Raw genomic sequence first — 21,747 nt, forward strand, 5'->3', positions numbered from 1 at the left:
TCCCCTAACTGCTTAGGAAAGCCCTCTTAATCGACATAATCTAGTAAATAAGCGTAGCCTTTTTCTTCCATTTGGTCTTTGGGAATAAAGCGGATAGAGAGACTATTAATACAGTAGCGCAAGCCACCCTTATCCTGAGGTCCATCCGTAAAGACATGGCCAAGGTGAGAATCTCCAACTCGGCTTCGCACTTCCATGCGTGTCATATTGTAAGACTTATCTTCCTTGTAGGTGGCAACATCTGGACTGATGGGTTGGGTAAAACTAGGCCAGCCACAACCAGACTCAAACTTATCCTTTGATGAAAAGAGAGGTTCACCAGTTGCTACATCCACATAGATACCAGATTCAAATTTATCCCAGTAGCGGTTTGAAAAAGCTCGTTCTGTTTGATTTTTTTGAGTAACTGCATACTCCTCAGGTGACAGGGTCTTTTTCAATTCCTCATCACTTGGTTTGGGATATTTGCTGGCATCGATGACGGGGTAGGCCGCCTGATTAACATTGATATGACAGTAGCCATTTGGATTTTTCTTGAGATAATCTTGGTGATAATCCTCAGCCACCACAAAATTCTTCAAGGGCTCCTTTTCAACTGCCAGAGGTTGGTCGTACTTCTTAGCAACTTCATCAAAGATCTGGTTGATTACTTCCAAATCCTTGTCATCTGTGTAATAAACACCGGTACGATACTGGGTACCCACGTCATTCCCTTGTTTATTTTTGCTGGTTGGATTGATAATGCGGAAGTAATGAAGCAAGATTTCCTTGAGGGAAATTTGCTTGGCGTCGTAAGTCACATGGACGGTTTCCGCATGTCCAGTTTGGTTAATCAATTCGTACTTGGTTGTTTCCCCTCTACCATTTGCATAGCCTGAAACGGCATCTGTCACTCCGGGAACGCGTGAGAAGTATTCCTCCACTCCCCAGAAACATCCTCCAGCTAGATAAATTTCATGCAAGTCTGCGTCTTTACTCACTTCTGTTTTTTTCACTGTTTTTCCTCCTTGGCTAACTGATGCTTTCTCAATTTGCGAGCTATCTGTCTGCCCTGCATTTCGCATCAATAGAAAATAGAAACCGGTTATGGCTAGGAAAAAAATCCCTGCCAAGACAAACAATTTTACTTTATCATTCATGGCCTTTTTCTACCCCATTTCTTTCAATGTTTTTAAAATCATATCCTTATCCATAAAACCTGGTTGCGTTTTGACCAGTTTGCCTTCCTTGTCTATAAAGGCTTGAGTTGGGTACGAACGGACACCATAACTTTCCAAAAGTTTGCCTGATGGATCAATTAGCACTGGGAAATTTTTATAATCCAATCCCTTGTACCAGTTCTTAAAGTCAGCTTCCGCTTGTTCTCCCTTGTGACCAGGAGACACCACTGTTAAGACCACGTAGTCGTCTCCAGCATCCTTAGCAATTTCATCCGTATCTGGAAGACTGGCTAGACAGATGGAACACCAAGAAGCCCAGAATTTGAGATAGACTTTCTTGCCCTTGTAATCAGACAAGCGGTATGTCTTGCCGTCTACACCTGTCAATTCAAAATCAGCAACTACCTGACCCTTGGTGGCAGTTTGCGAGCTGACTTGTTCTGTTTTCGTTTGCTCCTTCATAGTAGATTGGTCTGACATGTTTTTAGCCGAACAGGCTGCCAAACAACAGATTGAGCCTACTCCAAGGAGACATGTTTGCCATTTTTTCATTTCTTCTTCCTTTCTATTCAAATAATGTAGTCAAAATGGAAGCATTTCCCAAAAGCACCAAGATTCCCATTACGATAATGAGGAAACCGCCCACTTTTTTGAGGGTTCCGAGATAAGGATGGAGTTTTCGGAAATGTTTCAAAACATAGCTGGAGGCAAGAGCTAGAGCCAAAAATGGTAGTGCCAAGCCCAGCGTGTAAACCAACATGAGACCAGCTCCCTGCCAAGCTCCTGAACCACCTGAAGCCGCCAAGGCCAAAACAGAGCCTAGAACCGGCCCCACACATGGCGTCCAAGCAAAACTAAAGGTCAATCCCAGTAAAAATGCCTGACTATAGCCCTTACCCTTTTGCCCCTGTCTCTTTAATTGTAGCCTTCTTTCCTTGTAAAGCCCCTGCAAATGTAAGACTTCCATCTGGTGCAAGCCAAAGAGAATTATAACCGCACCCGTCACATACTGAAACCAAGAAGCATAAAGCAAATTGCCTAAAAAACCAGCTCCGTAGCCCAGTAAGATAAAGATAAAGGATATCCCTATTATAAAGGCCAGAGTTCGCAATAGACTAACAACTGAGATTGACAATTTTCCGCTAGAAGCCTGAGCACCATCTTTGTCATCCAACAAGACACCTGCATAAACCGGTAACAAGGGTAAAATACAAGGAGAAAAGAAGGAAAGAATTCCAGCAAGAAAAACACTGATAAAAAAGATTATATTATCCATTGCCTTCCTCCATTCTTTGATTTGATAAGTCTATTATAATTCCCAACTCTAAGAAAAAACAGGGACATTGATAGGGAAAAATAGGAATTTAATCAGGTTATGTAAAAAATGTTGCAAAAAAAGCCAGACAAAGTCTGACTTTGATGGAAACAGAAAAGAAAATTCACTAGTTTTCCATACTTATCTGATAATAAATAAGGTCTGCAACATAGCCTTTTCTCCCCACCCCATTTGCAACAGTTTTTAGATAGGACATTCCAGCCTTCTCCATAACGCGACCAGAAGCTGGATTGAGACTGGCATATCGTGCTCTGACCTTTTGAAAACCTGCTTGAGTAAAACAGAAGTATAACACAGCTTTCAAGGCCTCCGTCATAAGACCACGACCCCAATAGTTTTTTCCTAAGACATAGCCAATTTCACAACTTGAATCATCCTCATCTATCTTAACGATACTGATATCTCCTACCACTTTCTCTGGTTTTTCTTTGAGACAAATGGCCCATTTGTAATAATTGGGATTAGCATAGGATAAAACCCATTTTCGAATCGAGTTCCGAGTCACCTCGACATCAGGATGGGGATCCCAAGTGACATAGGTCAGATTCTCAGCGGATGAAGCCCAATTCTGAAACATGGCTTCTGCATCACGTTCCACAAATCTTCGCAAGATTAAACGATCTGTCTGTAATATTTGCGTACCGATTGCTTTCATGACGCTACCTCGCTTTCTAAGCTTAAGACAATAAGCTAAAAAGATCCACCGGACCTCCTCGTTTTCCCCTTTCTAGACTCGGGGTAAAAACCTCCACTGGAGGTTATTCTTACTCTCGAGTTTCTAGGCAAGAAGCTAAAAAGGTCCCCCGGACCTTCCTCGCTTACCTGTTTCCATGCTCGGGGTAAAAACCTCCACTGGAGGTTTTTACTCCCAAAAGTCATCAAATACGGTGATTGGTAGGTGGCGTTTGTGTTGGCCTTTGTGCCACCAGTTTTCAATAGTCATTTGGGCTTCTGGGCTGATTGTTTTGCCTTCTAAGTAGTCGTCAATCTCCTCATAGGTAACTCCAAGTGCAACTTCATCAGCTAGACCAGGTTTGTCTTCTTCTAGGTCTGCTGTTGGGATCTTTTCATAAAGGGCTGGGTCTGCACCAAGTTCCTTCAATAATTGTTTTCCTTGACGTTTATTGAGACGGAAAAGTGGTAAAATATCTGCACCACCGTCACCAAACTTGGTAAAGAAACCTGTGATATTTTCCGCAGCATGGTCTGTTCCAATGACCGCTCCGCTATGGGCACCAGCCAAGGCATATTGGGCAATCATACGGCAACGTGCCTTGATATTTCCCTTGTTGAAGTCTGAAACAGGGCTTCCTGTTGCTTCAACTGCTGCCGTCATGGCGTCAGCTGATTCCTTGATATTAACTACCAAGCTGACATCTGGCTGGATAAAGGCTAGAGCCTTTTGAGCATCTGCTTCATCAGCTTGTACTCCGTATGGCAGGCGGACAGCGATAAATTTGTAGCTGTCATCTCCTGTCTCTGCACGCAGTTCTTCCATAGCTAATTGGGCCAAGCGACCTGCCAAGGTTGAGTCTTGTCCCCCAGAAATCCCTAGTACAAAGGTTTTTAGGAAGGGATGTTTTTTCAGGTATCTCTTTAAGAAATCAATAGAACGACGGATTTCTTCCTGAGCATCAATCACTGGTTTCACACCCAGTTCTTGGATAATCGTTTCTTGCAAACTCATTCTTCTTCTCCTTCACCAAGGGCTTCCTTGCGCATTTTGTCAATCAAGTCCATCTTGTCTTGCCATACATCACGCGCCAAATCCACTGGATAATGTTGCGGATTGAGCACGCGCTTGTACTCATCCCAAAGCTTGTCAAATTCCTTACGGGCATAAGCCTGAATCTCAGTCAAGCTAGGCAGGTTGTAAATCAATTTCCCGTCTTTGAAGATATCCACCAAGAGAGGAACAGCATCAAAATTACGAACGGTCTTCTTGATGTAAGTATAAGTCGGATGGAACATCTTGATTTCTGTCATGTCGCTCACATCCACACCATCATAAGTGATGTAGTCACCTTCTGACTTGCCTTTTTCACGACTGGTAATGCGCCACACCTGCTTCTTACCTGGCGTAGACACTTTTTCCGCATTATTAGACAGTTTGATGGTGTTGCGCATGTTACCATTTTCATCTTCGATGGCCACAATCTTATAAACTGCTCCAAGAGCAGGCTGGTCATAAGCTGTAATCAGCTTAGTTCCCACACCCCAGACATCAATCTTAGCCTTTTGCATCTTGAGGTTGAGGATGGTATTTTCATCTAGATCATTTGAAGCATAAATCTTAGCCTCTGTAAATCCAGCCTCATCCAGTTGCTGACGGACTTTCTTGGAAATATAGGCAATATCCCCAGAGTCAATCCGCACACCCATAAAGTTAATCTGGTCACCCAGCTCACGCGCCACCTGAATGGCAGCTGGCACACCGATGCGAAGGGTGTCATAAGTATCCACAAGAAAGACACAGTTTTTGTGGGTCGCAGCGTAAGCCTTGAAGGCCTCATAGTCGTTACCATAAACCTGTACCAAGGCATGGGCATGAGTCCCCAAGACAGGAATGTCAAAGAGTTTACCAGCACGCACGTTGCTGGTTCCATTGGCACCACCAATCACCGCTGCGCGTGTTCCCCAGATAGCCGCATCCATCTCTTGCGCCCGACGTGTTCCAAACTCCATCAAAGGTTCATCCTCAATGACCGAACGAATACGAGCTGCCTTAGTAGCCACCAAGGTCTGGTAATTGACGATGTTCAAAAGAGCCGTTTCGACCAACTGACATTGGGCTAGAGGACCTTCCACCTGCACAATCGGTTCATTAGCAAAGACCAAGTCCCCTTCTTGGGCAGAACGAACGGTCAACTCCAACTTGAAATTGCGGAGGTAATCCAAGAATGCCCCATGATAGCCCAGAGACTCCAAATAGGCAATATCACTATCTGAAAAACGCAGGTCTTCAAGATAACTCACAATTCTTTCCAAACCAGCAAAAACCGCATAGCCGTTCTTAAAAGGCTGTTGACGGAAATAAACCTCAAAAACTGCCTTCTTATTGTGAATCCCTTGGTCAAAGTAAACCTGCATCATGTTAATCTGGTACAAGTCCGTGTGCAATGTCAAACTATCATCTGGATACATACTTTTCCTACTTCCTTAACTAGAAACACATGAAATTTTTCAAAAACTTTCATGTATTCCAATAAATTAGTACTATTATATCACATTTTAGCTGGATTGAGAAAAGAGTAACAAGCTATTCTCCACTCTCCAGTTCATCCATGTCTTGTTCAAACTTTTTCTGAGCCCATTCGCCATAACTCTTTAGACCGAGATTGCCAATAAAAAACCAAGGAAGGTACATGATATAAGTAATGACCCAAGCAGACAGGTATTTAACATTCAAAGGATTATGCTGATAAATCTCAATATTGAACTGGTAGTTCTGGAGCATCAAGATGGCTGTAATTGCAAGAGTCACTAGTAAGCATCCCAAAATCGTAAAATGAAAACGACTATAGTAGGTTACTCCCAGATAACGAGCACGATTAAAAAAGAAGAAAATTCCTACTATCAGAGTATAGACTAGAAAATTCGGATTAAAAAGAGAAGGAGCTAATACAGCCACCAAATAGCTTAGAAGAACAAGCCCAATAAAGAGGGAAAAGGATTCTGCCCCAGCTTTATTGATTAGTTGTTCTTCTCTTTCGTCAAGTAATTGATAATGAATGAATTTAGTTACCATCTTCATCCTCCCAAAATAGTTGGTCTAGTGTTTTCCCTAAACATCTGCAAATGGACTGGCAGAGGGAAAGACTGGGATTGTATTTCCCCGCCTCTATCAAACCAATAGTCTGGCGCGTCACCCCAACAGCATCTGCCAGTTGACCTTGTGTTAAATCAAGCTCAACCCTAGCTAATTTTAATTTTAAATTTTTAGCCACCTGCGTCCTCCTTATAGTTTTAAAAAGTTGCGCCTCTTTTTAACGTTATTATATCATATATATAACTAAATGCAATATATAAATGTCATTTTGTAATATTTTATTAACAAAAAATCTCTACCACATAAATGATAGAGAGTTTCTGCTTATTCAATTTTTTCAAAACATCTACAGCATCGTAGGATTTCACATCTAATGTCTCAGCTGCCATTGTATTGTCCTCCATATCGTCTAGAAAGACACAATTTGTAGATTTAACTGGTATTTATCGAGAATCCCCTTCATACTTATGTCAAGAACCCCTCTTTGCCTTATACTTTCGTATTCACCTTACAAATCCTTTTGGTAATAATATCTTTGCCCAATGTAGGGATAGTCTTGTAAGGTAAAGACTTCCTTGTAGCCATGCCTTTTATAAAAATCTGGAGCTTGAAACTGGTAAGTATTGACAAAGGCAAAACGACAGTTTCGATTCTTGGCTTCACTTTCTACCTGCTGCAATAGTTTTGAGCCAATTCCTTGCCCTCGCAATTCCTTTTTCACAAACAAATACTCGATTTCCAACCAATTTCCGAAAGTCTCAGCAACCAAGCCAGCCATAAGATTACCGTCTTCATCTTCAACATAAAGATTCAATGACTCACTTTCAGCCTCTTCTCTTTTGGAACGGTTATAAGCACGAATCAAATTCCCAATTTCTTGCGCCTTCTGGGATTCTTCATTTTCCAATCTAAAGTACATCTAAACCTCCTCGAAAACTGATACAGCTTGATTATAGTCTTATTTCAATGGACTGTCAAACTAGCAAAAACCCATCAACCTAAGCTGATGAGTTCATGATTTATTTTCTAAATTTCCACTGGCTATAAATCCCGAAACCGATAATCCAGATAGCTGATCCGATTGCTCCTACAAAGGTAGACTCTTGTAAAAAGAGGGTTACAAAAACAAAGGCAAAGAAGAGCATGGTTAAAGGATTTAAGAAACGATAATGGGGCATGAGATAGCCATCCGCCATAAAGTCTGGTGACTTGCGATACTTAAGGTGGGCCACCATGATCAAGATATAGATAGCGATATAAACACCTGATGACGATGCCGTAATCAAGGCAAAGGCATCCGAAACACCTGGCAAGACATTGATAAAGGCCGCTAGGGCAATCAAGATTGCTGAAGCGATGATGGCATTTTGTGGCACGTTGTGGCGAGAAAGGGTATCTGCCTTGATTGCTTTTAGGAATGGATTTGGCGAATCATGAGCAATCTGATACAAATGACGCCCTGTTGAGTAGAGGGTTGAGTTAAGAGCAGATGCTGCTGATGTCAAAACGACGAAGTTAATCAAGGCTGCCGCCCACTTGATACCGGCCAATTCAAATACTGTAACAAAAGGAGAATCAGCAGAAGCAAGCTCACGCCATGGAATGATAGCCATAATGGCTAAGAGGGCACCACCGTAGAAAAAGGCGATACGCAAAGGAATTTCCTTAACGGCTTTTGGCAAGACCTGGCGTGGATTTTTTGTTTCGGAAGTCGTTACCCCGATAAACTCAATCATGAGGTAGGCAAAGAAAACCATCTGGAAGGCCATGACAAAGTTCACTCCACCATTTGGGAAGAGGGAGAAATTGTCGGCAATATTAGCCAAACTTGCTACTCCATGAGGTGTCTTAAAGCCTGTCAAGACCATAAAGACTCCTGTTGCAATCATGGCTAAAATAGCCACAATCTTGACCATAGCGAACCAAAACTCAACTTCCCCAAAGAGCTTCACCGCGATTAGATTGACCAAGGCTAGAATGGTCAAAAATCCAATCTCAATCATCCAACTTGGCCAGCTAGGGAACCAGAACTGAACATAGTGAGAAATGGCTGTGATTTCCGCCATACCGATAAAGACAACGGATAGCCAGTAAGACCAGACCGAGAAATAACCCCAGCCCTTACCTAAATGGCGCGTGATAAAGTTGATAAAGGTATGTTGCTCAGGATCCTGATAGAGCATTTCCCCAACCGCACGCATCATGAGGAACATGAAAGCTCCAGTAATCATATAAATCAGTACAATAGAAGGACCTGTTAGGCTGATAGAGCGACCCGCTCCCAAAAAGAGTCCTGTTCCGATTGTTCCAGCAATAGCCATAACCTGCACGTGACGATTAGTCAGACCACGCTCCATCTTATTTTTTTTCTTCTTTGAACTCATATAGTCTCCAATTCTTTTTAAACCTAAAAAGGAGCAAAGAAGGATATTTCCCTCTTTCTACTCCTTTTAATCATTAGGCTGTTTTTTCAACCTTCAAGATTTTTACATCATAGCTACCAACAGGTGTTTCAATGGTTGCTGTGTCACCTGTTTTCTTGCCAATCAAGGCTTGTCCAATTGGGCTTTCATTTGAAACTTTACCTGCAAAGGCATCCGCACCAGCTGAACCTACGATAATATAAACTTCTTCTTCGTCCTCACCAATTTCTTGGATAGTGACTGTTTTACCAATCGCTACTTCATCTTGGGCAACTGAGTCGCTATTGACGATTTCAGCATAGCGGATTTTTGTTTCCAAGCTAGAGATTTGTCCTTCGACAAAGGCTTGTTCATCCTTCGCTGCTTCGTATTCACTGTTTTCAGAAAGGTCACCGTATGAACGGGCAATCTTAATGCGTTCTACTACTTCTGGTCGGCGGACCAATTTCAATTCTTCTAATTCTTTTTCAAGTTTTTCCTTTTCCTCAAGGGTCATAGGATATGTTTTTTCTGCCATTTTTCTCAACTTTCTTTCGATAGTATTGAATCTCTATCTGAGATTCTCATGTTTGTAGTCTTAGTTTGAACTACTATTTTGAGTAAGCTTGCTATTGACGTGCTCAGCTACATTACGATCATGTTCTTCCTGAGTCACTGCGTAATAGACTTTACCATCTGTAACATTGGCTACAAAGTAGAGGTTCTCACTCTTCGTTTGGTTGATACTTGCTTCAATCGCGTCCTGACTTGGACTATCCACTGGACCAGGCATCAAACCAGGTTTTGTATAAACATTATATGGTGAATTAATCGATGTATCAATTCCAGCATCATCTGCTAGGCTAATCTTTTGACCGAGTTTGCCTTGAGCATACAAGATTGCAATATTGCTTTGAAGCGGCATACCAAGGTTCAAGCGATTGTAGAAAACACCTGCAATCAACTTACGATCTTCAGTCTTAGCACCTTCTTTTTCAACAAGTGACGCAATTGTTAGCAATTCATTGACTGTCAAGTTTTTAGACTTAATTGCACTATAGTGTGGAGTCAAAGTCTTATCCATAGCAGCTAACATCTCATCAATCAAGCTTTCAATAGTTGTGCTTTCCTTGATAGAGTAGGTCGCTGGGAAAAGATAACCTTCCAAACGGTAACGAGCTCCACTTTCTTTCGTTGGCAAGCTTTCGAGTAGGTTTGGATATTTAGCAACTTCTTGACTGATAAAGTTGTCATCTTGCACTTTAGCCAAGAAAGCTTCCGCTGTCAAAGGTTCTTTAAATTCACCTTGTAATTGGCCTACAGCTTGGGCGATTTGATCAATGGTATATCCTTCTGGAATTGTCAAGTTTGCAAGAGATGGAGCCTGAGGTTCAGGTGTACCACCTTTTTGCAGTTCCTTAATGATGTCCTCTGTACTCATGCTCTTTTGCAAATTGTAATATCCAGCCTTCAAATCTGAATAATTCTTATATTTTGCATAGAAAGCAAAAATCACACCGTGTTTAATCACACCAGAATGCTCAAGAGTTGATCCGATTTCTTGGACATTGGCTCCTTCTGGAATTTGAACAGTCACATATTCCTTAGAATTTGCATCAACAGGTAGCAAGGATGACTGAACATACTGATAACCGAAGTAACCACCTGCCGAAATCAAGGCTAGGAAAATCAGTAGAGAAATGAAGAATGCCTTCAAATGTGATTTTTTCTTCTTAACTGGTTTAACTGTCTCACGGCGACTACGTCTAGGAACTGAACCTAGGCTATCTGCCGATTCAGCTAACTCAGATAGCTCATTATCCACTGCAGGAGTACTAACTTCTTCCTGTTGTCTACTTGTTTTATACGACACCGCAACCTTTGTTGGAATCTCGTTAAATTCTTTGTCTTCGTTAAGTTTTACAGGTTCTACTTTTGGTTGAACTGGCTCGAAAACAGGTTCTACTGGTTCAACTACCGCTTCAATTTTAGGTTCTGCAACTTCTTCATTTCCTGCAATTTCATCCGAAATATTATTAGAACGTGATGGAACACCAGGAGCATTCTTTAATATTTGATCCACAACAGAAAGAGAATTAGCCATCAACTCTTCTGCTGAAGGTTCATGTTCCTGAGTTGAAGGATCTACTGAATCTTCTTGAGATAAAGGAGTTTCAAAACTTGTAATCTCGTTTTCTTGCTCACTTCTATCTTGTTTTTTTACTCTCTCTAAATCACGTAAAATTTGCTCTTTAAAGCTTAATTTTTCGTCTTCTCTTGTTTTTTCACTCAAAAGTTTATCCTCCTCGTTGACAATCCATAATATTATATCTTAAAAACGAAAGAAAAGCAACCTAGCATGCTTTTCTCGCTTATTTTTTAGCTTCCCAGACCATATCATACCAGGTTTCCCCTGCAAAGGTTGACTGAGACCGGCCTTCATTGACAAATCCATGTTTTTCGTAGTAGGCGATGAGATAGTCATGACAGGTTAGGTTAATACCTTCTCTTTCGTGTTCAAGAGCCAACTCTTTCAAGGCTGTTAATAATTTTTGACCAAGTCCAAGGCCCTGTGCTTCCTTGGCAATAGAAAGACAGGTCACAGAGATATAACCACTCGGCTCATGACTATAATCTTCTATCTCTTCTGTAAAAGACTGATCTTGCAGATGGCGGTATGGTCCAACTGGCCCTTCTATATACCCCATGATTCTGCCTTCTTTTTCTGCAACCAGAAACGAGGTCTGAATTTTTCGCAAATGAGCTTCAAAAACCGAGCGAGGAATGGCTTCTTCAAGTGAGAAATTTTCTAGTTCAATCTCAACGATACGATCTAAATCTTCTAATCTTGCTTTCCTGATTTTCATTGTGCCTCCAGATAAAAGGGATTAAACCAAATCATACTAAAACCTTGACTAGCTGCATAAAGGGAAGTTTCTTCATCAATAAAACCGTTCATTTCAAAATAGGATAGCAACTCATCAGGACTCTTCAAACGAATAGCTTTGTAATCCAGCTCAACCGCCACCTCTTTCAAGGCTGCAAGAAGAAGCGTGCCCAAGCCCTGTCTCTGATGGCCAGAGTCAATGACTAAAGAATGCATTTCTAGACATTGCGGATTATGTGGCTGAGGATCGCCTAGAACATAGCCCAGAAGCTGATTTTCATCCCTAGCTAGAAGAAAGGTATCCGCACACTTACGGATACTTTCTTCTAAAATATGGGAAGGTTGCTGCTTTTCAGCTGGAAAAGATGAGGCCTGAAGTGCCTCTATCTCAGTTAAATCAGACTTACTTGCCCGAATGATTTTAATTGGAATTTCCATGAGAACTTCCTATTGAACATTGCTTGTCAGGTTAGACAAGAGATGCTCGAATGAATATTCATAGGTTTGGATATCTCCTGCTCCCATAAAGACGTAAACAGCATTGTCATGGTCTAGGAGTGGAGAAACATTTTCAACAGTAATCACTTGGTGTTTCTTATTGATTTTATTGGCTAGGTCTTCTACCTTAACATCACCATGGTCTACTTCACGAGCAGATCCATAAATTTGGGCTAGATAAACAGCATCCGCTTGGTTCAAAGCGTGGGCAAATTCGTCCAACAAGGCAATGGTTCTTGTAAAAGTATGCGGTTGGAAGACTGCAACAATTTCCTTGCTTGGGTATTTCTGACGAGCCGCATCCAAGGTCGCAATAATTTCTGTTGGATGGTGGGCAAAGTCATCGATAATCACCGTATCATTGACAATTTTCTCAGTGAAACGACGCTTAACACCGGCAAATGTTTTCAGGTGTTCACGCACCAAGTTTAAATCAAATCCTGCTGTGTAAAGAAGACCAATAACAGCTGTCGCATTCATGATATTGTGACGACCAAAGGTTGGAATGTGGAATTGACCCAGCTCTTGTCCACGGAAGTGAACTGTGAAGGTTGAACCAGTTGTTGAACGAAGAAGATCACTAGCGACAAAGTCATTACCTTCTGCTTCAAAACCATAATAATAAATCGGAGCATCAGACGTAATCTTACGCAATTCAGCATCTTCACCGTAGATAAACAAACCTTTGGTAATTTGTTTAGCATAGTCGTTAAAGGCATTGAAAACATCCTCTAGACTTGTGAAATAGTCTGGATGGTCAAAGTCAATGTTGGTGATAATAGAGTATTCTGGGTGATAAGGCATAAAGTGACGCTCGTATTCGTCAGATTCAAAGACAAAATATTTAGCATTGGCCGAACCACGACCAGTCCCGTCTCCAATCAAGAAGCTAGTATCTGTAATGTGAGACAAGACATGAGACAACATCCCAGTAGTTGAAGTTTTTCCATGCGCTCCAGCTACTCCCATGCTGACAAAGTCACGCATAAAGCTACCTAGGAACTCATGGTAACGTTTGTAACTAATGCCATTTTGGTCCGCATAGGCAATTTCGACGTTGTTATCTGGACGAAAGGCATTTCCAGCGATAATTTCCATATCTCCATCCAGATTCTTTTCATCAAAAGGAAGAATGGTAATCCCTGCCTGCTCAAGACCGCGTTGAGTGAAGTAATACTTTTCAACATCAGATCCCTGTACCTTGTGTCCCATTTGGTGCAACATCAAGGCTAAGGCACTCATCCCTGATCCCTTAATTCCGATAAAATGATATGTCTTTGACATGTTTTCTCCCCTATTCCGTAATTCTTGTCAGATTCAACTCTTGGGCAACCTGACGTTCTTGTTCTTTTTGTTGATTCTTTTTATTGTAGATTTGGCTCTTCTTCAGAAAATCATAATTATTTTTCTTTGGGCCTGAAGTTTCTTTTGGCTCAGCTTGAGTAGAAATATGGCTCACTTCTTCCGCCAAGATATAATGAGACTGGGTCAATTTTTGGCTATATTTGACAAATTCACCAGGATTTTCCTTTTGGAAAGGCGCTGTCGGTTGATTGCCCTGTCTAACTGGACTTGGCTGAGTATTGCGTCTTGTAGGAGTGATGTCCTTGGTCAGATAGCTTGCTGAGCGTTTCTTTTTCAAGTCTGCACGCGCTTCTTCACGTGCCACCTCCGCATAGCTCTTTCCTTCTTTCTTAACCCCTAAACCAGCCTTCTTAGGTTTCTCTATTTGCTTTTCAACCGCTTTTACTGGTTTTTCTTCAGTAATAGGAGCCCACTCCAGATAATTCTTATCACGGTATTCTCCCTTGATATTACTGATAAAGTCAGATTCATCATAGAGGTCCATGACTGGCATCTCAGTCAGCATGACTTCATCATCTGACACCAATGGAAATCGTTCTTCTCTCATTTTCTATTTCCTTTCAACACTTCATTATAGCGTATTGTCTTGATTTTTCAAGTGCTGGCTTCAGAAATTCCCAAAATTTCTCTAATTTCTGCTAGGGTCAGACTGCCACGTGACTCTGTCCCGTCCAATACTTGTGACACCAGATGTTTCTTTTGTTCTTGGAGTTCCTGAATTTTTTCTTCAATGGTTCCCCTAGTAACCAAGCGATAAACCTCAACCGTTTCTTCCTGCCCCATCCGATGGGCACGGCCAATAGCTTGCGCTTCCACCGCAGGATTCCACCAAAGGTCAACCAAAATAACCGTATCAGCACCTGTCAGATTCAGACCGACACCACCAGCCTTGAGGGAAATCAGAAAGGCATCTCTTTCACCTTGGTTAAAGGCTTTAGTCATGTCTTGTCTTTCTATGGCTGGGGTTGAACCCGTAATTTTAAAGGATGTCAAGCCCAAGTCTGGCAGTTCTTGTTCAATTTTCTCCAACATTCCCTTGAACTGCGAGAAAATCAAGACACGGTGTCCGCCGTCTGCCACCTGTACCAGCAGGTCTCGGAGACTATCCAGTTTACCACTGGCACCCTGATAATCCTCCATAAAGAGGGCAGGGGTGTCACAGATTTGGCGCAAGCGCATCAGACCAGACAAGATTTCCACCCGACTTCGCTGGAATTCCTGATCTGACACTTGAGCCAGACGGTCTCGCATCTGTTGCAACTGAGCTAGGTAAATAGCCTTTTGCTGGTCTTCCAGTTCATTCTTGTAAACCACTTCAATCAAGTCTGGTAATTCAGTCAGCACTTCTTCTTTCTTGCGCCTCATAACGAAAGGTTTGATAAACTGAGCAACGCGCTCAGCTGGTAATTTCATAAATTCTTTCTTGCTTGGCAAGAGTCCTGGCATGACGATTTGGAAAATAGACCACAACTCACCCAGATGGTTTTCAATAGGAGTTCCTGACAAGGCAAAGACTGACGGCACCACAAATTGTCTCAAGGTCTGGGCAATCTTAGTTTGGGAATTTTTCATGACCTGAGCTTCATCTAAGAAAAGGAAGTCAAAGGCCATCCCCTGATAAAGATCACTATCCTGACGGAAGGTAGCATAGCTCGTCACATAGATTTGATGGCTCTCGGCAAGAATCTCCTCACGACTAGCTTTCAAACCATGAACAACAACCACATCCAACTGTGGAGCAAATTTCTGAAATTCATCTGCCCAGTTGTAAATCAAACCCGACGGAGCGAGAATCAAGACTCGACTTTCTTTTGTCACTTGGCTGGTCAAAAATGCAATGGTCTGCAGGGTTTTACCAAGTCCCATATCATCAGCTAAAATCCCACCAAAACCATAATGATGGAGCATTTGCAACCAACGAATTCCCTTTTCCTGATAATCTCGTAAATCAGCCTGAACCTGAGTTGCTTGCAAAGGAAAGTCCTCTGGATGCGTCAAATCCTGGGCCAGATTCTGGAATTCTTGTGAAAAAGAAACACGATCTCGTCCTTCAAAGAGATGGGCTAAACTATAAGCCAAAGATTTTCGAGCCTGCAAGGCCCCATCTTTTAATTCAAACTGCCCCAGTTCCTGTAGATTTTGGCGAATTTTCTTGGTTTCTTCATCGAAAAAGTAGACTTGATTGGACGCACCAATGTAAAAATCTTGATTGGCAACCAAGGCCTGCATGGCTTGGTCAATTTCCTCTTGGGCAATATCTTGAAAATCAAACTGGATTTCCAAGAGACCTCCCTTGGAAGCAATCTGCACTTGAGGGCTTGCTAGGCTATAAATTTCTTCTAGCTTGTCTGATAGATCAACATTCCCGAGTTTTTCAAAAACTGGAATGATGTCATGGAAGAAATGATAAACAGACTCGGCTTTTAAGGCCTGACGCCAAGATTGAAAGTCTGCTTCAAATCCAGCTGCCAAACAGACTTGGAAAACTCTTTCTTCTAAGTCAGCATCACTCGAAAAAGGTAATTCTTCTAGCTCTTGTCGGCTAGATACCTTCCTGTCTCCATAATCAAACTGAATTTCTAAACGAATCCGATTGTCTTCTTCCCTATCAAAGTAAAAAGAGGGTTCAAAAGTTTTGATATGTAGACGTTCTGGAGCTGAAACGGTCCCCATCTGGCTAAAAAGAGTTAAACAGGAAGCCAATTTATCGCGGTCACTGCTATCAAATTGCAAGTATTTCTTTCCATGCTGATCCAAAGGCAACGCTTTGATTTCCTTGAGAAGACGTATCTGCTGGTCTGTTAGAAAATAAACCTGTCCTTTATGGAAAAGTACGGCTCCCTGATAAAAGACATTGACTCTAGGACTCTCACTGATTTCCATTTCAAAATAATCCGAGTATTCTTTTACTATAAAGGCAAATAGATTAGCACCCGCATGCAAATCCTGAAAAATCAGGGTTTGGTAGCTATCTACTTGATGGTCAAATTGAAAATGCGGCAAGGTCATCAGTAAATTCACACCCTGCTCAAAAAAGGTCAGAGGAAAAAAGAAATGCCGACCCTGGTTTTGGAAAAAAAGATCTGGACTAAGTCCTTCCTCCGTTAGTCCCCGCAAAAAAGCCAGAAGCTCTTGACTTGCCTCATCAAAGGCTTCCAAAGACAGAGATTCCTCATAAGTTTTTCCAATCATATAAGGTTTTCTCTTCTCGACGACTTTTAAAAAGAGCGGAATATCCCGAATGACATAGTATTTTTGACTATTGGTTTGCCCGATTCTCAGAGTCCACAAGATACGATTGGTTCCTGCTTCCACTTGTCCCACAGCCGATAATTCATAGGCACGTTCTGCTTTTGGAGACAAGATTCGGTCCAAAAATTTACCACCCAAGGTCACCTTGGTTTCAACGGCTTCTTTTTCTTCATGACCTTCTTCAAGACCCTGCAAGATTTCTTGGCCACGCTCATCATTTTTCAAAAAATGCTCCAGAGCTGCCAAATGCACACAGTAGCCCCTCTTTTGGAAAAAATCGCAGGCACAAAAAACCAAATCATCCTCTAAACTATAGCGCAGTTCTTCTTCTGCGACGCGAGCGTAGAGCCGATTATTCTTTTCCTTGATGATGTCAACTTTACCAGTTTCATAAAGGGCAACGCCTTCGATACGGACTTTCCCCGGAATCAATTTAGCCATATTTTTACCTTTACCTTATCTTTTTATTATACCATATTTTCCCCTATGAAAATAGCCTTCTAAGGATACTTTTCTCCTAGAAGGCTGGATTTTTAAAGTTTAGCAAAAGTGGTCACGATGCGTTGGCAAACCTCTTCTAGTACTGACTTCGGCATAGCTACATTGAGACGGGCATGGAGACTCCCTTCCTCTCCAAAATCCAAACCACGGTTGAGGATAACCTTGGCTTCATTTCTCAACAGCTCTTGCAATCTTTCATCAGTCAGGTCATAGGCTGAAAAATCAAGCCAAATCAAGTAGGTTCCTTGCGGCTTCATGACCTTGATTTTAGTCTCTTTTCCAAATAAATCTACCACATAATTAATATGGTCTTCAAAGACTTGCTTGAGTTCCTCTAGCCAATCCTTCCCATAGCGATAAGCAGCTTCTGTCGCCAGATAACCCAAGCCTGAAATTTCATGTTGATTATTAGCCAACTGGCGTTTCTGGTAAGCCACTCTCAACTTAGGATTTTCAATGACTGCATAGGAATTTTTTGTTCCAGCGATGTTAAAAGTTTTAGTAGCACTGCTTAAGACGATAGCAAATTCTTTAAAGGCAGGATTAATGGTATTGAAAGAATGGTGTTTGTGACCAAAGAGGGCCAAATCTTGGTGAATCTCATCTGAAACCAAGAAAACACTATGTTTTTGACAGAGCTGGCCAATCTTCTCCAACACTTCCTTTTCCCACACACGTCCACCAGGATTATGAGGGTTGCAGAGGATATAGAGTTTCACATCCTCTTCTACCAAATCCTTCTCCAATTGGTCAAAGTCAATCTCAAACAGACCATCCTTTTCCACCAAAGAATTGGTAATCAATCTGCGGTTATTCAACTTGACACTGCGAGCAAAAGGTGGGTAAACTGGTGTGTTAATCAGAACTGCCTCGCCTTCTTTTGTAAAGGCTTGAATAGCTGTTGAGATGGCTGGTACCACACCCTCGATAAAGACAAGAGCCTCTTTGTCAAAGTGGTAACCGTGTTGTGTTGCTTCCCACTTTTGAACTTCCTTAATTAACTCTTCACTGGCATAGGTATAGCCATAAACCAGTTGATCAGCGTAAGTTTGCACAGCTTGGCGGATTTCAGGCAAGACTACAAAGTCCATATCCGCTATCCAAGCTGGTAGGATTTCACTATCCGTTTCTGCTTCTTTCCATTTATAGGTATGGTGCCCTAAACGGTTGGGCAGGCTTGTAAAATCATATTTTCCCATCTTTATCTTATCCTTCTAAGGCTTGGCGCAAATCTGCAATCAAATCTCTAGCATCCTCAATCCCAATCGACAAACGCAATAGGTCATCTGTCAAACCATAAGAATGGCGCACTTCTGCTGGAATATCAGCATGAGTTTGCGTCGTTGGATAAGTAATGAGACTTTCTACCCCACCCAAACTTTCGGCAAAAGAGAAAACCTTGAGGCTATTCAAGATATGTGGAATGCGTGTTTCATCCGCCACTTTAAAGGAAATCATACCTCCACGACCAGTGTAGAGAACTTCCTTAACTGCTGGAGAATCCTTCAAAAAGGCAACCACTTCTTGGGCATTGGATGTTGAGCGCTCCATACGAAGAGATAAGGTCTTGAGACCACGAATCAATTGATAACTGTCAAATGGAGACAAGACTGCCCCTGTCGTATTGAGATTGTAAAAGAGTTTCTCGTATAGTTCTAAACTATTGGTCACAACCACTCCAGCCAAAACATCATTGTGACCTGCTAGATACTTGGTTGCTGAATGGAGAACGATATCTGCTCCATCTTCAATCGGACGTTGGTAGATAGGGCTGTAGAAGGTATTGTCTACCACCACTTTGGCACCCTTAGCATGAGCCAATTTGGCTAGTTTTTCGATATCAAATTCCAACATCAAGGGATTGGTTGGGGTTTCGATATAGAGAACATCCACGTCCTTTTCTAACTCGGCAATCAACTCTTCTTCTGTATTGGCATAGGTAAAATGGAAACGGCCTTCCTGCTCCACTTGGTTGAACCAGCGGAAAGAACCACCATAAAGGTCACGGACAGCCAAGACCTTACTTCCTACTGGAAAGACGCTAAAGGCCAGTACAATAGCTGACATACCTGAGCTAGTCGCTAGGGCATAGTCTGCGGACTCAATAGCCGCCAAGACTTCTTCCGCCTTACTGCGAGTTGGGTTTTTGGTGCGCGTATAGTCAAATCCAGTAGACTGACCAAACTCTGGGTGCTGATAAGTCGTCGAAAAATGAATCGGTGTCACCAAAGCTCCTGTCGCTTCATCTGACTTGATACCCGCCTGGGCCAAAATTGTGTTAATGTGTAATTCCTTGCTCATACAATACCTCCAAATCTATAGTAACTATTGTACCACTTATTTTCATCAACTCATTTTCTTCTTTTCAAGAGCTAGTTATAGTTTCAAACTATATAAAAAACGACAGCTTCTTTCGAAACCATCGTTTTTCTTGAAAAATCCTTATTTGACGTGTTTTGCCAATTCTTCTTGGGCTTTTTTATTGGATTCTTCTTTTTCTTTCAGCCATTTTTCTTTGGCTTTTTCATATTCTTCTTTTGTGACTGTCTTATCTTGTACTTTGAGGTATTTATATGATTCAATACCTTTATTACCAGCTAATGAATATGGTTCTGAGAAAGGAACTGTCTTTCTCAATACTGGTGTTCCACCCTTAGACACATTTGGAATTGCTAAAGCGCTATCTACCAACCACGCTTGGATATCAGCATACTTTTCATAGCGTTTTGCAAGATCTTGTTCCTTATTGGCTTCTTCCAACATTTGAGTGTAGACATCTAGTCCAACAGCCTTGGCCTTGTCATTGGCTTCACCTGGCTCTAAACCTAGATTTTGCATCAGACCACCAGAATTAACATTAAAGACATCAAGATAGGTTGAAGGATCTTGGTAATCAGGACCCCAACCACCGTTGTAAAGATCATAATCCTTCTGAGCTGCTGTCTGAGCCAAATAGCTTGTATTATCATAATCTTCAGTAGTGAGTTGTTGAATATCAATTACGACATTTTCTGCACCTAAAGCTGCCTCAATAGATTGCTTCATAGAGTTTGCCTCTTGGACACCCTTTTTAGCAGCTTGGTCAACTGTCATGTCCAGGTGGATAGGGAATTGAACTCCTTTGGCTTGGAGTTCTTTCTTAGCTTCAGCAAATTTGGCTTTGGCTTTTTCAGCATTGTAGTATGGATCTTGGGCATCCGCAAAGTTGATTCCTTGCCATTCCTTACCATAATTGACCATCTTAGAGGCTACTACTTCACCAAAGTCTTTTCCGTTGATACTTACAAAGTTTGGAGGAACAACCAAGTTACGCAAAATCTTAGTTGCACCATCTTCTCCTTGAGATTGAGCCCCGTAAGCTGTACGATCATATGCAAAGTTGATGGCTTGACGGAAGTTTTTGTTAAGAACCGCTTCTTGAGTCGATTTCTTCTCAGCATCACTTGTTTTTGAAGTGAATTTATAAGATTTTCTATCTAGGTTAAAGTTTAAGAAGTAAGAAGTAGCATCTTGCAAGCTATAGATGATATTGTCCTTATTCTTTTCTTTAATTCCTTCAAAACTTGAACTATTTGGATAAAGACGAGCATAGCTATAAGCACCTTCTACAAAGTTACGAGCCAGTGCATCTTGGTCACTACCATCATAATAGGCCAATTTCACATCATCTACAAAGACATTTTTAGCATCCCAGTAGTTAGGATTTTTCTTGAATTCGATGACAGATTTTGAAACAAAGGATTTCATCAAGAAAGGTCCATTGTACAAAATGCTAGATGGGTCTACCTTCCCAAAATCATCCCCTTTTGATTTCAAGAAATCCGCATTGACTGGGAAGAGAATGGTTGAAGTTGTTTTTGAGTTCCAGTAAGATTCTGGTCGTGTCAAGGTATATTGAACAGTTTGGTCATCAAGAGCCTTAACTCCGACAGTTGAAAAGTCGCTTGTTTTACCAGTGATATAGTCATCTAAACCAGCAACGGATTCTTGTACTAAGTACAAGGCTTCTGATTTTTTATCAGCCGCATATTTCAAACCAGTTACAAAATCTTGGGCAGTTACAGGAGCATATTCATCTCCATCTGCAGTATACCATTTAGCATCTTTACGCAGTTTGTAGGTATAGGTCAGACCATCCTTGGATACACTCCAATCCTCTGCCAAGGATGGGATATAGTTCCCATACTGATCATTTTCCATGAGTCCATCTACTAGATTAACCACGATATCATTGGTTGTTGCACGGTTCTCTGCTAGATAATTCAAACTAGACGGATCACTAGTATAAACATAGTTATATGTTTTTGACTCTGTACTAGAATTTCCACAGGCACTTAACAAAATACCTGCACTTAGCACGATACCTGCAAGTGTTGCATACTTGGCTTTAGATTTTTTCATCTCCAGGACCTCCTGATTTAAATATTTGTCTTATTATACAACTCGTGTTTTATTTAGTCAATAGTTTTTTTAAGTAAAATTTAAGAAAAATAAAATTACTATCTACAAACTTTAGTTATTATTCTACAAATTAATAAAAAAGAGAATAATTCAAGCATTTCATGATAGAAATGTTC

General features: G+C 41.4%; 20 protein-coding genes. All 20 read right to left on the reverse strand.

What is annotated here, in order from left to right; genetic code table 11:
• Positions 1–26: 26 nt before the first annotated feature.
• The 20 genes from msrB to N8M66_RS05830 all read right to left on the reverse strand — a co-directional run bounded on the left by msrB (position 27) and on the right by N8M66_RS05830 (position 21,571).
• The gene (msrB, locus tag N8M66_RS05735; RefSeq protein ID WP_020902213.1) at positions 27–1,139 is read right to left on the reverse strand and encodes a peptide-methionine (R)-S-oxide reductase MsrB; all 1,113 of its coding nucleotides are present in this window, start codon (positions 1,137–1,139) and stop codon (positions 27–29) included.
• A 9-nt stretch (positions 1,140–1,148) separates the two neighbouring features.
• Entirely contained in the window at positions 1,149–1,712 is a 564-nt protein-coding gene (locus N8M66_RS05740) for a redoxin family protein (protein WP_261046141.1), read from the reverse strand.
• Positions 1,713–1,725: 13 nt separating this feature from the next.
• Complete coding sequence (ccdA2, locus tag N8M66_RS05745) at positions 1,726–2,436, reverse strand: thiol-disulfide oxidoreductase-associated membrane protein CcdA2 (protein WP_261046142.1); 711 nt, start codon at positions 2,434–2,436, stop codon at positions 1,726–1,728.
• Positions 2,437–2,602: 166 nt separating this feature from the next.
• Positions 2,603–3,151, reverse strand: coding sequence for a GNAT family N-acetyltransferase (locus N8M66_RS05750; RefSeq protein WP_261046143.1), 549 nt, complete (start codon positions 3,149–3,151; stop codon positions 2,603–2,605).
• A 207-nt stretch (positions 3,152–3,358) separates the two neighbouring features.
• Positions 3,359–4,183, reverse strand: a complete 825-nt coding sequence (gene nadE, locus N8M66_RS05755; protein ID WP_261046145.1) for an ammonia-dependent NAD(+) synthetase — start codon at positions 4,181–4,183, stop codon at positions 3,359–3,361.
• Entirely contained in the window at positions 4,180–5,640 is a 1,461-nt protein-coding gene (locus tag N8M66_RS05760) for a nicotinate phosphoribosyltransferase (protein ID WP_261046147.1), read from the reverse strand. The genes nadE and N8M66_RS05760 overlap by 4 nt, the downstream gene beginning before the upstream one ends.
• Before the next feature lie 115 nt (positions 5,641–5,755).
• Positions 5,756–6,244: a DUF6773 family protein gene (locus tag N8M66_RS05765; RefSeq protein ID WP_261046148.1), complete on the reverse strand. Its 489-nt coding sequence runs from the start codon at positions 6,242–6,244 to the stop codon at positions 5,756–5,758.
• Positions 6,234–6,443 carry a helix-turn-helix transcriptional regulator gene (locus tag N8M66_RS05770; RefSeq protein WP_261046150.1) on the reverse strand — a complete coding sequence of 70 codons (210 nt, stop codon included), beginning with the start codon at positions 6,441–6,443 and terminating at the stop codon, positions 6,234–6,236. The genes N8M66_RS05765 and N8M66_RS05770 overlap by 11 nt, the downstream gene beginning before the upstream one ends.
• A gap of 330 nt (positions 6,444–6,773) precedes the next feature.
• The gene (locus tag N8M66_RS05775; RefSeq protein WP_261046152.1) at positions 6,774–7,184 is read right to left on the reverse strand and encodes a GNAT family N-acetyltransferase; all 411 of its coding nucleotides are present in this window, start codon (positions 7,182–7,184) and stop codon (positions 6,774–6,776) included.
• 100 nt (positions 7,185–7,284) lie between these two features.
• Complete coding sequence (locus N8M66_RS05780) at positions 7,285–8,649, reverse strand: amino acid permease (RefSeq protein ID WP_070479450.1); 1,365 nt, start codon at positions 8,647–8,649, stop codon at positions 7,285–7,287.
• A 73-nt stretch (positions 8,650–8,722) separates the two neighbouring features.
• Complete coding sequence (greA, locus tag N8M66_RS05785) at positions 8,723–9,205, reverse strand: transcription elongation factor GreA (protein WP_000818768.1); 483 nt, start codon at positions 9,203–9,205, stop codon at positions 8,723–8,725.
• A gap of 60 nt (positions 9,206–9,265) precedes the next feature.
• Positions 9,266–10,960: an endolytic transglycosylase MltG gene (gene mltG / locus N8M66_RS05790; RefSeq protein ID WP_020902220.1), complete on the reverse strand. Its 1,695-nt coding sequence runs from the start codon at positions 10,958–10,960 to the stop codon at positions 9,266–9,268.
• Between the two features lie 79 nt (positions 10,961–11,039).
• Positions 11,040–11,534, reverse strand: a complete 495-nt coding sequence (locus N8M66_RS05795; RefSeq protein ID WP_020902221.1) for a GNAT family N-acetyltransferase — start codon at positions 11,532–11,534, stop codon at positions 11,040–11,042.
• Positions 11,531–11,992 carry a GNAT family N-acetyltransferase gene (locus N8M66_RS05800; RefSeq protein WP_084862533.1) on the reverse strand — a complete coding sequence of 154 codons (462 nt, stop codon included), beginning with the start codon at positions 11,990–11,992 and terminating at the stop codon, positions 11,531–11,533. Before N8M66_RS05800 ends, N8M66_RS05795 begins: the two co-directional genes overlap by 4 nt.
• Positions 11,993–12,001: 9 nt before the next feature.
• Positions 12,002–13,336: a UDP-N-acetylmuramate--L-alanine ligase gene (gene murC / locus N8M66_RS05805; RefSeq protein WP_261046157.1), complete on the reverse strand. Its 1,335-nt coding sequence runs from the start codon at positions 13,334–13,336 to the stop codon at positions 12,002–12,004.
• A gap of 10 nt (positions 13,337–13,346) precedes the next feature.
• Positions 13,347–13,964 carry a cystathionine gamma-synthase gene (locus N8M66_RS05810; RefSeq protein ID WP_261046160.1) on the reverse strand — a complete coding sequence of 206 codons (618 nt, stop codon included), beginning with the start codon at positions 13,962–13,964 and terminating at the stop codon, positions 13,347–13,349.
• A 47-nt stretch (positions 13,965–14,011) separates the two neighbouring features.
• The gene (locus N8M66_RS05815; protein ID WP_261046162.1) at positions 14,012–17,110 is read right to left on the reverse strand and encodes a DEAD/DEAH box helicase; all 3,099 of its coding nucleotides are present in this window, start codon (positions 17,108–17,110) and stop codon (positions 14,012–14,014) included.
• A gap of 92 nt (positions 17,111–17,202) precedes the next feature.
• Positions 17,203–18,369, reverse strand: coding sequence for a MalY/PatB family protein (locus N8M66_RS05820; protein ID WP_070479437.1), 1,167 nt, complete (start codon positions 18,367–18,369; stop codon positions 17,203–17,205).
• 7 nt (positions 18,370–18,376) lie between these two features.
• Positions 18,377–19,471, reverse strand: coding sequence for a cystathionine gamma-synthase (locus N8M66_RS05825; RefSeq protein ID WP_004269779.1), 1,095 nt, complete (start codon positions 19,469–19,471; stop codon positions 18,377–18,379).
• A 141-nt stretch (positions 19,472–19,612) separates the two neighbouring features.
• The gene (locus tag N8M66_RS05830; protein ID WP_261046163.1) at positions 19,613–21,571 is read right to left on the reverse strand and encodes a peptide ABC transporter substrate-binding protein; all 1,959 of its coding nucleotides are present in this window, start codon (positions 21,569–21,571) and stop codon (positions 19,613–19,615) included.
• Positions 21,572–21,747: the final 176 nt, after the last annotated feature.

The organism is Streptococcus mitis, assembly GCF_946188585.1.
GTDB classification, from domain to species: domain Bacteria; phylum Bacillota; class Bacilli; order Lactobacillales; family Streptococcaceae; genus Streptococcus; species Streptococcus mitis_DG.

Coding starts and splice junctions, on each gene's coding strand:
- msrB (WP_020902213.1), bottom strand. CDS start 1,139: ATGAATGATAAAGTAAAATTGTTTGTCTTGGCAGGGATTTTTTTCCTA.
- ccdA2 (WP_261046142.1), bottom strand. CDS start 2,436: ATGGATAATATAATCTTTTTTATCAGTGTTTTTCTTGCTGGAATTCTT.
- N8M66_RS05825 (WP_004269779.1), bottom strand. CDS start 19,471: ATGAGCAAGGAATTACACATTAACACAATTTTGGCCCAGGCGGGTATC.
- nadE (WP_261046145.1), bottom strand. CDS start 4,183: ATGAGTTTGCAAGAAACGATTATCCAAGAACTGGGTGTGAAACCAGTG.
- N8M66_RS05760 (WP_261046147.1), bottom strand. CDS start 5,640: ATGTATCCAGATGATAGTTTGACATTGCACACGGACTTGTACCAGATT.
- murC (WP_261046157.1), bottom strand. CDS start 13,336: ATGTCAAAGACATATCATTTTATCGGAATTAAGGGATCAGGGATGAGT.
- N8M66_RS05765 (WP_261046148.1), bottom strand. CDS start 6,244: ATGGTAACTAAATTCATTCATTATCAATTACTTGACGAAAGAGAAGAA.
- N8M66_RS05810 (WP_261046160.1), bottom strand. CDS start 13,964: ATGAGAGAAGAACGATTTCCATTGGTGTCAGATGATGAAGTCATGCTG.
- N8M66_RS05740 (WP_261046141.1), bottom strand. CDS start 1,712: ATGAAAAAATGGCAAACATGTCTCCTTGGAGTAGGCTCAATCTGTTGT.
- greA (WP_000818768.1), bottom strand. CDS start 9,205: ATGGCAGAAAAAACATATCCTATGACCCTTGAGGAAAAGGAAAAACTT.
- N8M66_RS05780 (WP_070479450.1), bottom strand. CDS start 8,649: ATGAGTTCAAAGAAGAAAAAAAATAAGATGGAGCGTGGTCTGACTAAT.
- N8M66_RS05775 (WP_261046152.1), bottom strand. CDS start 7,184: ATGTACTTTAGATTGGAAAATGAAGAATCCCAGAAGGCGCAAGAAATT.
- N8M66_RS05830 (WP_261046163.1), bottom strand. CDS start 21,571: ATGAAAAAATCTAAAGCCAAGTATGCAACACTTGCAGGTATCGTGCTA.
- N8M66_RS05815 (WP_261046162.1), bottom strand. CDS start 17,110: ATGGCTAAATTGATTCCGGGGAAAGTCCGTATCGAAGGCGTTGCCCTT.
- N8M66_RS05750 (WP_261046143.1), bottom strand. CDS start 3,151: ATGAAAGCAATCGGTACGCAAATATTACAGACAGATCGTTTAATCTTG.
- N8M66_RS05820 (WP_070479437.1), bottom strand. CDS start 18,369: ATGGGAAAATATGATTTTACAAGCCTGCCCAACCGTTTAGGGCACCAT.
- N8M66_RS05795 (WP_020902221.1), bottom strand. CDS start 11,534: ATGAAAATCAGGAAAGCAAGATTAGAAGATTTAGATCGTATCGTTGAG.
- N8M66_RS05800 (WP_084862533.1), bottom strand. CDS start 11,992: ATGGAAATTCCAATTAAAATCATTCGGGCAAGTAAGTCTGATTTAACT.